This is a genomic window from Veillonella parvula (genome assembly GCF_032577575.1).
Taxonomy (GTDB): Bacteria; Bacillota; Negativicutes; order Veillonellales; family Veillonellaceae; genus Veillonella.
The window spans coordinates 218942-231909 of record NZ_JAWFVO010000003.1 but is presented as its reverse complement, the minus strand read 5'-3'; the positions used below and the strand labels follow the sequence as shown (position 1 = coordinate 231909).

Here is a 12968-nt window from a genome sequence, read left to right as displayed (position 1 = left end):
TATAGCTTAGAATACATTTACTAGATCGATAGTTTGGCTGCGGTTAGGACCAACAGATACAATGCCTAAAGGCACGCCTGTTACTTCTGCAATACGTTCTACATATTTACGAGCATTTTCAGGCAATTTATCATATTCACGGATACCAGAAATATCTGTTTCCCAACCTGGCAATGTTTCGTAAACTGCTTCGCAGGCTTCAAGATCTTTTAAGTTAGCTGGAAACCCTTCTACGTCTTTACCATTCAATTTGTAACCTACGCAGATCTTCAATTCTTTAAAGGTATCAAGAATATCCAACCGTGTAATAGCTAAGTAATCAAGGCTATTAAGACCTGCTGCGTATTTTACAACCATGAGGTCTAACCAACCACAACGACGAGGACGACCCGTTACAGTACCGAACTCATGACCAAGTTCACGGAGATTATCCCCAGTTTCGTTAAGAAGCTCTGTAGGGAATGGACCTGCACCAACACGTGTTGCATACGCTTTTACAACGCCAAAGATGTTTTTCAAGTAGTTAGGCCCCACACCAGCGCCTGTGGAAGCGCCACCTGCGATTGGATGAGAGGATGTTACAAATGGATAAGTACCATGATCAAGGTCGAGCATAGTAGCTTGAGCACCTTCGAACAATACCTTTTTATCCTCTTTTACAGCTTTAAGAACAGCCGCATTAGTATCTGTTACATAAGGTTTCAAGGCTTCAGCGTATTTGATGTAATCCGCTAAGATTTCATCGTAGCTAACAGGTTCAGCATCGTATACCTTAGTAAGCATTTTATTTTTGAACTCTACATTGTACGCTAATTTTTGTTTAAATGTTTCCATATCATACAAATCGCAGATACGGATACCAATACGATTGATTTTATCAGCGTAGCAAGGACCAATACCATTTTTAGTAGTACCGATTTTAGCATCCCCTTTAGATGCTTCTTCCGCAGTATCTAGAGCGATATGGTATGGCATGATTACATGTGCACGGTCGGATACTTGAAGGGATTTAGCAGATCTGCCTTGCTTTTCAAGACCTTCAATCTCTTGTAGCAGAACTTTAGGGTCGATAACAACACCAGTACCCACGATATTTTGCTTGTTATCGTATAAGATACCACTTGGTAACAGGCGAAGTGCAAACGCTTTGTCATCTACTACAACAGTATGACCTGCATTATTACCACCTTGACTGCGCACTACAACATCCGCACGTTCTGCAATCCAGTCAACAATTTTACCTTTCCCCTCGTCACCCCATTGAGTGCCGATAACCATACTTGTTGCCATATCTATATCCTCCATGTAACAGTCGAAACAATTCATTTTTATTATACAACAATGTTCGGACTCTGTGAAAGTATTTATACAAATTCAATCTTTAGTTTCTTCCCAAAAGCACGGGCTATTTTCTGCAATGTTTTCAAAGATGGATTTCCATTTCCATTTTCAATCTTGCTAATATCGGATTGTGTAATACCGGTTAATTCAGATAATTGCATTTGCGTCATATGTGCTACTAATCGCGCCTCAACTATATTCTGAATAATTTGATACTCATCATCTAACGCATCCCACTCTTTTTTAAACTTCGGATTTTTTAATTGTTTCTCTAAATATTGATTTAACGTTTCCATATTATGTATACCTCTCAATATAGTCATTTTTATATTTAACAGCTAATTCAATTGCACTTTTAGGCGTTTTCATAGACTTCTTTACAAAACCATTAGTTAATACAATTCGTCTACCTACAAAAAAGAAATATAATATCCGAGAAATATTCGATCCTTGCTTTGTTCGTAACTCATAAACACCATCTTCTAAATATTTAGACTGAGGTTCCCTCAAACGATTGCCATATAATTCAAGTATCTTTAGATCTCGTATTGTTTTAGCTCGCTGCTTATCTGAAAGTTCATTTAAGAATACTTTTGCTGGTTTATCTCCACTTAGAGTTTCATAAAAAACAATAGAAAACGTACCCATGTTATTCCTCCTACTGCTAGAAGAAATCTTTACTTAATTATATGTTAAAACATATATCAAGTAAAGATATTGAGATATAGAAAGTCAAAATCTTACTATAATCAATATAAATAACCGGTTTATTAAAGTAAACACATGGGAGGTGACCATTGGTCACCTCCCATGTATTGACATTTTAACGAGTCAAAATATTCTATTTTAGTTCTTTCATACAATTTAGCTACTTACCTACCATTACATCTTTAATATGATTTATTGCAGCGATATTATTTTGGTTCTTTTAGCCAAAAGCTCATCAGTAGCCCCATCAATCCTACAGGCACCAGGGTCATCAATGCTGTTTGTACATCGTAAATATCTGCTAAGTGCCCAATATAAGGTGCCACAAGGCCACCAAGAGTTATCCCTAATCCCAAAGTAACACCCGACGCAAAGCCTGCGTTTTTAGCCAAGTATTTTTGCCCTAAAACGGTAATGGGACCGTATTGTGAGAATACGCCAAAGGCCATCGGTATCATGGCACCGAAGAAGCCCCATATATTTGGTACAAAGATAAATACTAAAACAGATGGCAAAAAGATAAGATTCCCTAATCGCACTGTTTTAAGGAAGCCGAGCTTGTCCGATAGAGCTCCGCCCATATAGGTAAGGACGGCGCCCATAGCAAAATACAGCGTAAGCGCTAAGCTCGATGTACTGGCTTCGCCGTTAATAACGGTAATATACAAGATTGGAATAAAGATTGACAAGACGGAAAATAGAATCGATCGAGAAGCGATGACAAAGAAAAGTTTACCGAAACTCACCCAATCATTCATTCCAGTGGCACTCGATTTAACAGAGCGTTTACTTTCACCAGCATTACTCGTATCAGTTTGACCCGCAAAGGCATACCAATATAGCAACACTCCCAGCAAGGCTATAGCCGTAAAAACCCATAAAAATTGCCCGCCGTAAACGTAAACACCACCAGCGATGAGAGGACCCAAAGCAAAGCCCGCACTGCCGCCGACTGCGAAACGCCCCATAGCATTCCCGATTTCATGGGATTGCGTGCGATTCACAAGAAGAGCCGCCTCAGGATGGAATAATGCTGCCCCTACCCCCGCCAAAAGCGACAGAGCAAGAATCATTTCATAACTCGTAGCCATTGCCATGGCGCTAATGGACACGAGAGTCACCGTAAAGCCAACGGGAATAAACCAGGGCACGCGCCACCGATCCGCCACATAACCCAATATGGGCTGTGCGATGGAGGCCACCACGGTGTTACAGAAGATAATGGTCGCCGATTGATAGTAATTAAGGCCAAAGTTAGCGATAAAAAACGGAATGAGCGCCGCTAAGGAACCTTGGCCAAAATCATTGATGCAATGAAAAATAGGCGGTCCGTACTTTCGTATCATACGTTTCATATAACCTCCTAAAACAAATAGATAATTTCTAATGTAAGACGAGTATATTAAAGCCTGCTAGGAAGCTAATTTATAATTATCTGTTAAAATAATATACTTCTATCTAAAATGGCATATTGCTTTCAAAACAAAAAAGGTAGATATAGCCAACACCTACTGCATGTACCATAGGCTTGTTGGTCTATACCTACCCTAGTCTTTCATATGTTATGTGGGAAGTACCCTACAATTATAGGCCAAAGCGAGCCATGATTGTATCTACATGTCTTAGCAATTTATACGGATCAAAGCATGCATCGATTTCCTCATCAGTCATGTACTTCTTAATGTTTTCATCAGCTTTTAAACCTGTTGCGAAATCTTTGCCTTCAAGCCAGCGTTCCATAGCATGTTTTTGAACCCAACGATATGCTTCGTCACGTACCGCACCTTTGTCTACAAGGTGTGTCAAAATTGTTTGGCTAAATACGAGGCCCCCTGTAAGGTTAAGATTTTTAAGCATAGTTTCAGGGTATACCAACAATTTATCAATGGTTCGGATTGTTAGGTGCAACATATAATTTAACGAGATTGTCGCATCCGGCAAGATAACTCGTTCTACAGAGCTATGAGAAATATCGCGTTCATGCCACAATGCTTGATCTTCGTAAGCAGATTGTGCATAGCCACGAAGTAAGCGAGCCATACCGCAAATTCTTTCACATGTGATAGGGTTGCGTTTATGAGGCATCGCAGAGGAACCCTTTTGTTTAGGGCTAAAATATTCTTCTGCTTCGCGCACCTCTGTACGTTGTAAGTGACGGATTTCTAAAGCGATTTTATCCAATGTGCCGCCTACAACAGCAATAGTGGACAACAATTCAGCGTGACGGTCACGTTGCACCACTTGTGTAGCAATTTTAACAGGTTCAAGACCTAATTTTTCACACACATATTGTTCTACGAATGGATCGATATTGGAGTATGTACCAACAGCGCCAGACAATTTACCAACGGCAACGCTTTTACGCGCATGTTCCATGCGTTCAATATCACGTTCTACCTCTGCCATCCACAACGCCAATTTCAAGCCGAATGTAGTTGGTTCGCCGTGGATACCGTGGGTACGGCCAATCATAGGTGTGTATTTGAACTCAGCTGCACGACGACGCAATACTTCGTGCAAACGCTTTAAATCATCAATTAAGATATCACAGGCTTGTTTCATCATATACCCAAACGCCGTATCTTTCACATCTGTAGAGGTAAGACCAAGATGGATGTATTTAGCCGCTTCAGGACCTACGTATTCGCCCACTGCTGTTACGAAGGAAATGATATCATGATTCGTTTCCTTTTCGATCTCATGAATGCGCTCAACGTCGAAATTGCCCTTTTCCCGAATTGTTTTCGCCGCTTCTTTAGGAATAACGCCCAACTCAGCTTGTGCCTCAGATGCGAGGGTCTCCACCAATAACATTGTGTCGAATTCGTTGCGTTCGCTCCAAATATGGCCCATTTCTTCTCGTGTATAACGTGGTATCATGATATCTCCTTTGCATGATAAAAGCTAGATTTATAGGATTATTGTACCATATGTGAAAGCTCCATTCAACGAACGGAACTAAATTTTCCGAATGATAATTATATTAATTTTACTTATTGTTCGTATTTATTAAATTAATTATCACTTTAACGATTTTCTTTAAGACTTTGCTTGAGATTATATACCTCTATCCCTTCATTGATACGTTGTATTCGCTTAATCATTTTTGGATGAGTAATAAACAAGCGACTGAAAAATCCTGTACTTTCACAATCATATAATTCACCATTCTCTAGAATACCAATTTGTTCAGTAGCAAGTCCTAATGAAACTAGACCATCACGCAGCTCCCGCCCCAAACCAATCGAAACGGCATAGGCATCAGCAGCATACTCTCGACGACGGCTATCAAAATAATAGGTAATCCACTTCGGTAATAGAAGTACATATTTCACGATTGCAATCATAACGATAAGAATTAATTGAATAATACGTACTACGATATTAACAATTGGTATAATAGCCAGTATATTTAAAGCAAAATTTAGATATATTACAAGATTTAAAATTAATTGCCCTAGTCGATCCATAGCATAGGTAATGGTTAAATAGATAGTATCACGATGTCGTAAATGGCCTAATTCATGGGCAAGAACACCTAATAAATGCCGTTTATCTAACGAATACAAGGCTCCTGTATAAATCGTAATGTGATTTAATCCAGATGCAAAGGCATTAATTTCCTCATCTGTACGCATGCGCAATATCAGTGAGTTACGTGCTACACCGCTAAATGCACATAATTCCTCAAACAGCGGTTCAATATATTCAGATTCTTCTGCATTTGGTTTTCTTTCACCTTGCAATACATGGACAATCCAACTAAAAGGTGGCAAAAATAATCCGATGGCCACAATAATAGGCAACGCAAAGGATATAATAATATATACATCGAGCTTATCCACTAAATGTAGCGGTTTTATAAGCCAGTCCCATGAAAACGGATACACATATTGAACTACAGATTCTAAAATAGGAAAAAATACAAATACAATAATAACATTAACAATATAGGTAAGAATAACTTGAATCATAATCTCTCACTTTGATTTCTCATATAGTTATATAGTAATAAATTAATTTATAATATATCATAGCTATACATTGTGATATATAATAAACATACAGACTAAATGTACTGCGAATAATTGCTCAATCTATACACGAGCTTTATACTAATAGTAACAAACATTTCTACTATGGGGGAGGCTTTCATGGCAACTTTAAATCGTAAGGAACGCCGCGCACAGCGCAACGAATCTAATACTATAGGTATTCTATTACGTCTATTCTTTGGGCTCAGCTTTATCGGCTTGGCGGTAGTCCTTTTTGGCGAGTTTGATTATAACTTTATCTTCTCCATCTTTACGGCAGACATCGTAGTATCTTTAATTTACGTAATGACGAATAAATCGCGTATTACTACATCCTTAGCAGTAAACACAAATGTACGCGTTATCATCGCATTTCTCATCATGTTGATTACCATGTTCTTCTATGCTTTTGCATTGTGGCGAGCTGATCAATTCAGCACTCCTATGCAAGTCACATTATTCATCGGCGGCGCCATCGTATATCTAGCCGTCTTCAACTCCACGAAAACAATACTTACCAATCAAAATTAATACAATACATATAATTAATCCTTGAAATATAACTCAACATGACTCAGATAGAACAAGTATTTCATAGTAATACATAGTATCAATCAATACAATCATTTTTTACAACCATAACAAAGAGGCATATCCCATACTAATGTATGTAAGATATGCCTCTTTATTGTCCTAATACAACAGGAACTGCTAGATATACAGGTTCCCCTCTTCGATTGATAATAGAACCACTGCTTTTAACGATGCGCATTGCTTCCTCTTTGACTGGTTGCGGTACATCCTCTGCGATGAGCGGTGTATGTTCTCCTACGATGACATGTCCATTAACGTCAAAGTTAACGCGCACTACAACCTTACCTGTTACAATTGACCCCTTCCCCTGTTCTTGTACAGTTCGTAAATATTCTTGGGGGTTGATATCCGACTTTTGTAAAAGCGCTTGTTGCCCTGGTGTTAGGAGCCCCCACGCAAGATCAGATAGGAAGGATAAATCACTAGCTTCGGCAAAGCCGTTTCCATTCGCATTCGGATCAGATGTTATATCCTTACCTATAGGAGCATTGTCAGGCTTAGAGGATTTCCCGTCTTTGGAATCATTTCCACCCGTAACTACAGCTTGTTCATTATTAGTCGTTTCCGATTCTATGGCCTTGGGAACGGCCCATTCACGACGAGCATTAGATGTAGTCTTATTGGCATTTAAATTGTGAGCACTTTCATCACCTGTATTTTCCGTTACAAGAGGATCTGCCTTAGGCGCAGGCCCTTCTGGAGTCGGAGGTTCAACCGGTGGCTTATCCTTAGGTATAGGCTCAATAGCGGTAGTTTTCGCATCACTTTCACTATCCTCAGGCAGATGAAAGCTAACCTCTGCGGCATCATAAGCCACACCGGTTCCAACGATACCACGCAAGGAAAGCCCCATGCCAGAGATAAGCATGATGGTAATGCCTAAAGATATAATAAAAGGTTTCAGATAATGTGATTCAAACATGGAATCACTTCCGTTCCGTAGCGACGCTAATATATTTAGCACCGTTCACCTTGAGCATGTCCAAAAGCTCGATAACATCGTTATAATATACATCTTTTGAAGCACGAATCACAAAGGCTTGTTGAGGTGCTTGTGTAACGATAGATTTGACCTCTTGCGCCAAGCGATCCGAAGAGATTTCCTGATTATCGATATACAGCGTGTGCGTTGTGGTCAAGGTAATGGTGATAGGTTCGATAGATTTCGCTGTAGACGTCGATGCAGATGGTAAATTAAGCGGAATTTGTTGCTCTGTATTCATGTACAGCGTGCCTACCATGAAAAATACTAATAAAAAGAATACGATATCAATCATGGGAATAATCATGATGGTAGGCTCTTTTTTAACCCCTAACGTGCGTCGTCTCATATATCATGTTCCTCGTTGTACGCATCAAGAATGTTGCCGCACTCATGTTCTAATGTCGCCACAGAATCATTGACCTTTGCCGCACAGTAACTGTGAAAGCCAAGGGCAATAATGGCCACGGTCAAACCTGTAGCCGTTGCCACTAAGGCTTCAGAAACACCACCTGTAATAATGGTCGGAGCCCCAATGTCGCCACCTACCACAGCAAACGCACGAATCATACCGAGGACCGTCCCTAGCAACCCCAATAACGGAGCCATTGTTACAATCATGCTGAGCCAACTAAGGCCGCGTTTTAAACGTTCATCAGCGTACGACACTACATCTTGAAGGCGGTTTTCCAAGCCATTATAATTCTTTGCATTGCGGATAGCACGGGCAAATAAAGAACCAAGTTCCTCTGTATCCCGTTCCAAAACACTTGGTAACATAATCCAAGATTGATTCTTCTCTAAGACCTTATTAAAACGGCGCAAATCCTTTGTAAACTTGCGATATAGAAAGATACGTTCAATGCCAATCATCAAGGTAAACAGTAAAAAAATCACCAGCGGATACATAACAAATCCACCAGCTACAAATAAATGCGCTATACTACTCATACTAACCTCCAAAAGCCACATACTTTTAGGCTCTATCCGGGTTAATTATACCACGTTTTATCCCACCGAAAACAGATATAGAGCGTAAAACCACAACATAAATAGATATAGGATGACTTGCAAGATAAATATAGACTAATTCGCTAGATAGACATAAGCTAGCTAAAGTCCACAGGATAAAATTAGGGTTATAGGGCAAAACCAACACGTTTTGTCCTATAACCCTAAAATTAAAATACAAAAAGGCTGCACTAGAAATGATATACATTCTAGTACAGCCTTTGATACGTTCCTAAATAGATTAGTCTTTTTTAATAAAGCCTACAATGAAGCCACCTACTGACAGTGCAATGCCTAAACCGCTACAGAACATACCAATAGAATACCACAATGTGTAAGATTGGTTATTCTCAGAAATCGCCTTTGCTGCCGCTTGAGCATTTGTAGCATTTCTCGCAATTTCCAAATTAGCCGCCCCTGGATCTGGATTTAATAATAGAATCGCAATACCAATAATTAGAACGACTACACCTACAGGTAATAATAATTTTTTGTTCATTTGAATGCCCCTCTCGTAACATTAAACGATTAATAAATAATATAACTTAATTATACACTGATTTTTGCATTTTAAAAAGATGAACTTATATATTAATCATCTTTTATTAGACAATTAATAGCAAATAATTAGTCGCAATTAGTTATTATGACATAGAAAAAGGCATAGTATGCAACTACTATTGGTCCAAATCCAACAGTGAACATTGATACTATGCCTTTTACAAATACATCTGTAGTTATATCGAAATGCATACGATTGCTAGTGGAGTGCGTATTAAGATAAGTTATGCCGGCTTATCTAATATATATTTAGCAATACGATTATATTTAATAATACAATATGTATTTACCGATCTACTTATTGTAAAGACTTATCGAAAACGCCAATAAGTTCTTCAACGGCTTGAGATTCGCTCATTTCACCGTCTAAGACAGCGGCTTCGACTTCGCCCATGCGACCTTGAATGACTACATTGTTAAAGAATAGGTTGTGCAAGTGTTCGTCAATCATATCGCGTACCCAACGGAGGGATTGTTCTTGACGACGTTTTAAGAAGACCCCATTTTCTTTGCCTTGTTCAGTAAACTCTTGGATAACATCCCACAATTCATCGAGGCCATCCTTTGTAACAGCTGAACATGTATAGGCTTGAGTCTTCCATTTTTCCGTAGCTGGACGGATATAATGTAACATCCGATCGTAATCACTACGAGCAATGAGTGCTCGTTTGAGATTATCTCCATCAGCCTTGTTGACCACAATAGCATCAGCAAGTTCCATAACGCCTTTTTTGATGCCTTGCAATTCATCGCCTGCCCCCGTTAAAACGATGAGCATAAAGAAGTCTACCATGGAACGCACGGTAACTTCGCTTTGCCCAACCCCAACGGTTTCAACGAGAATAATATCGTACCCAGCAGCCTCACAAAGTAGCATAGTTTCTCTACTTTTACGAGCCACACCGCCTAGTGTACCACCAGCTGGCGATGGACGAATATAAGCCTCTGGGTGTTTCGTCAACGTTTCCATCCGCGTTTTATCACCCAAGATACTGCCTTTTGTGACTTGGCTCGTAGGGTCTACAGCCAGTACGGCAACCTTGTAACCCGCTTCAATGAGCATGTTACCGAAGGCTTCAATAAACGTACTTTTACCAGCCCCAGGCACACCAGTAATACCGATGCGCAATGCCTTGCCCGTGCGAGGCAATACGGCTTGCAACACCTGTTGAGCTAGTTTGAAATGGTCCTTATTATTACTTTCTACTAATGTGATAGCCCGTGAAAGTATAACGCGGTCCCCCTGCTCGATACCGCGTACATAATCAGCGACAGTCAATTTCTTTCGCCGCTGTACGGGACGTACCGCTGGAGCCAGATGAGCTGAACTAGATAAGAGGCCGTCATGCATTTCCTTGACGCCTTTCATTACGTGACACGCGTAAGTATCATCTTTCTTCGCTTCTTCTGGCACCCAGTCGGGACGATAGGTACTACCCTCGGTGCTTGCGTTTTTTACACCTAATTCAGGGGCTTTGCCTTCACCAGTGGTGAAAGTTGCGTCCTGTGTATTGCGCAATTCATCCGGAGTAGGCCGTTTGTTATCAGTCATGAGACTCGTCTTGAACGTGACTAGTCAATGTTTCTAGTAATTTTTTCGCCGCTACTGGCAAAACTGTACCAGGGCCAAAGATAGCCACTGCGCCATGTTCGCGTAGGAATTCATAGTCCTGAGCAGGGATTACGCCGCCGATGGCAACTAAAATATCTCCACGGCCCCGCTTGTTGAGTTCCTCTACAAGTTGAGGCAATAATGTCTTATGCCCCGCCGCAAGAGAACTAAATCCGACAATATGAACGTCATTATCCACCGCATCTTGTGCTGTTTCTTCTGGAGTTTGGAACAAAGGTCCGATATCCACGTCAAAGCCCATATCCGCGAAGGATGTAGCGATAACTTTGGCACCACGGTCATGACCGTCTTGGCCCATCTTCGCAATCATGATACGAGGGCGACGACCTTCGAGTTCTTCAAAGTTATCTGCCATTTGGCGTACTTCTTTGATTACATCGTCATCTTCAAATTCGCTGGAGTATACACCGGAAATAGAGCGAATAACCGCTTTATGACGACCGCATACCTTTTCAACAGCAAAGGAAATCTCACCCAAGGATGCACGAGCACGAGCCGCTTCAAGTGCAAGGGCAAGCAAGTTACCTTCACCCGATTCTGTAGCCTTTGTGATCGCTTCAAGACATGATTGAACCTTTTCTTCATCCCGGTTAGCACGCAATTGTTCGAGACGACGAATTTGCGCTTCCCGTACAGCTGTGTTATCTACGTCGAGGATATCCAATGGATCTTCTTTATCTAGACGATATTTATTGATACCGATGATTGCTTCACGACCAGAGTCGATACGAGCTTGGCGACGTGCGGCAGCTTCTTCGATACGCATCTTAGGAAGCCCTGTGTCGATAGCTTTCGCCATACCGCCAAGGGATTCGATTTCTTGGATATGACCCCAAGCGCGACGAATCAATTCATCAGTCAACGCTTCTACATAGTAGGAACCGCCCCATGGGTCGATAACCTTACATACCTTAGTTTCATCTTGGATGTAAAGCTGAGTGTTACGCGCAATACGTGCAGAGAAGTCCGTAGGCAACGCAATGGCTTCGTCAAGCGCATTTGTATGTAGAGATTGCGTATGACCTAACGCGGCACCCATCGCTTCCATACATGTACGAGCCACGTTGTTGAACGGATCTTGTTCTGTAAGAGACCAACCAGATGTTTGGCTATGTGTACGAAGTGCCATGGATTTAGGATTTTCAGAGCCGAAGCTATTGATAATCTTAGCCCACAACATACGAGCCGCACGCATTTTTGCCACTTCCATGAAGTAGTTTTTACCAATTGCCCAGAAGAAGGACAACCGTGGTGCGAACTGGTCAACATGAAGGCCTGCATTAACACCGGTACGGATATATTCGAGACCATCGGCCAATGTGTAACCTAATTCGATATCTGCAGTAGCGCCCGCTTCTTGCATATGGTAGCCAGAAATGGAAATACTGTTGAACTTAGGCATGTACTGGGATGTATACGCAAAGATATCACCGATAATACGCATAGATGTAGCTGGAGGGTAAATATAGGTATTACGTACCATGAACTCTTTCAAAATATCATTTTGAATTGTACCAGCCATAACCTTTTTATCTACGCCTTGTTCTTCACCAGCCAAGATGTAGAACGCCATTACTGGCAATACGGCGCCGTTCATTGTCATGGATACGGACATTTGATCAAGAGGGATACCAGAGAATAGAATTTCCATGTCGAGGATGGAGTCTACCGCAACACCCGCTTTACCAACGTCACCTACTACACGAGGATGATCGGAATCATAACCACGGTGAGTAGCAAGGTCAAAGGCGATAGACAAACCTTTTTGGCCCGCTGCCAAGTTACGACGATAGAACGCATTGGATTCTTCCGCTGTGGAGAAACCAGCGTACTGACGTACTGTCCAAGGACGAGTAACATACATTGTGGAATAAGGTCCACGCAAGAATGGAGGTACACCAGCCATATAGTCAAGGTGTGTCATTCCTTCATAATCCATCTCTGTATAGAGAGGCTTTAGTTGGATTTGCTCCATTGTTGTATTATATAAATCTTCAAAGCTTTTTCCTGTTTCTTTTTGAAGTTCAGCAAGCCATGCATCGCGAGATGTTGCTGTCTGAGATCCCAAGCCAAGAGAGGAGAAGTCTGGATTTTTAAACATGAG

13 protein-coding genes are annotated in these 12968 nt (G+C 41.0%); 1 reads left to right on the top strand and 12 read right to left on the bottom strand.

Annotated elements, in window-relative coordinates; genetic code table 11:
• Positions 1-6 precede the first annotated feature (6 nt).
• From E7K77_RS06855 to E7K77_RS06830, 6 genes are all read right to left on the bottom strand, one after another.
• Positions 7-1290, bottom strand: coding sequence for an adenylosuccinate synthase (locus tag E7K77_RS06855; RefSeq protein ID WP_004694568.1), 1284 nt, complete (start codon positions 1288-1290; stop codon positions 7-9).
• A gap of 74 nt (positions 1291-1364) precedes the next feature.
• Positions 1365-1637, bottom strand: a complete 273-nt coding sequence (locus E7K77_RS06850; protein WP_325306191.1) for a helix-turn-helix domain-containing protein — start codon at positions 1635-1637, stop codon at positions 1365-1367.
• Position 1638: 1 nt separating this feature from the next.
• A complete protein-coding gene (locus E7K77_RS06845) occupies positions 1639-1989 on the bottom strand; it encodes a type II toxin-antitoxin system RelE/ParE family toxin (RefSeq protein WP_155085800.1) in 351 nt (116 codons plus the stop codon).
• Between the two features lie 266 nt (positions 1990-2255).
• On the bottom strand, positions 2256-3404 hold the full coding sequence (locus E7K77_RS06840; RefSeq protein ID WP_155085799.1) for an MFS transporter: 1149 nt from the start codon (positions 3402-3404) through the stop codon (positions 2256-2258).
• Positions 3405-3633: 229 nt separating this feature from the next.
• Positions 3634-4929: an adenylosuccinate lyase gene (purB, locus tag E7K77_RS06835; protein ID WP_325306192.1), complete on the bottom strand. Its 1296-nt coding sequence runs from the start codon at positions 4927-4929 to the stop codon at positions 3634-3636.
• A 146-nt stretch (positions 4930-5075) separates the two neighbouring features.
• Positions 5076-6023, bottom strand: a complete 948-nt coding sequence (locus E7K77_RS06830; protein WP_004698199.1) for a zinc metalloprotease HtpX — start codon at positions 6021-6023, stop codon at positions 5076-5078.
• 180 nt (positions 6024-6203) lie between these two features.
• Between E7K77_RS06830 and E7K77_RS06825 the strand changes: the two genes are divergently transcribed.
• Positions 6204-6614, top strand: a complete 411-nt coding sequence (locus E7K77_RS06825) for a hypothetical protein (protein ID WP_004698294.1) — start codon at positions 6204-6206, stop codon at positions 6612-6614.
• Between the two features lie 154 nt (positions 6615-6768).
• Here E7K77_RS06825 and E7K77_RS06820 read toward each other — a convergent pair whose 3' ends face one another.
• The 6 genes from E7K77_RS06820 to scpA form a co-directional block, all read right to left on the bottom strand.
• Positions 6769-7599 (bottom strand): hypothetical protein, encoded by an 831-nt coding sequence (locus E7K77_RS06820; protein WP_058948289.1) that lies wholly within the window; start codon positions 7597-7599, stop codon positions 6769-6771.
• Positions 7600-7603: 4 nt separating this feature from the next.
• Positions 7604-8008: an ExbD/TolR family protein gene (locus E7K77_RS06815; RefSeq protein ID WP_004694558.1), complete on the bottom strand. Its 405-nt coding sequence runs from the start codon at positions 8006-8008 to the stop codon at positions 7604-7606.
• Positions 8005-8610, bottom strand: a complete 606-nt coding sequence (locus E7K77_RS06810; protein ID WP_038125655.1) for a MotA/TolQ/ExbB proton channel family protein — start codon at positions 8608-8610, stop codon at positions 8005-8007. Before E7K77_RS06810 ends, E7K77_RS06815 begins: the two co-directional genes overlap by 4 nt.
• 301 nt (positions 8611-8911) lie before the next feature.
• Positions 8912-9169 carry a hypothetical protein gene (locus E7K77_RS06805; protein WP_004698152.1) on the bottom strand — a complete coding sequence of 86 codons (258 nt, stop codon included), beginning with the start codon at positions 9167-9169 and terminating at the stop codon, positions 8912-8914.
• Between the two features lie 360 nt (positions 9170-9529).
• Positions 9530-10783: a methylmalonyl Co-A mutase-associated GTPase MeaB gene (gene meaB, locus E7K77_RS06800; RefSeq protein ID WP_004694551.1), complete on the bottom strand. Its 1254-nt coding sequence runs from the start codon at positions 10781-10783 to the stop codon at positions 9530-9532.
• A complete protein-coding gene (gene scpA, locus E7K77_RS06795; protein WP_004694550.1) occupies positions 10776-12965 on the bottom strand; it encodes a methylmalonyl-CoA mutase in 2190 nt (729 codons plus the stop codon). Before scpA ends, meaB begins: the two co-directional genes overlap by 8 nt.
• Between the last annotated feature and the right edge of the window lie 3 nt (positions 12966-12968).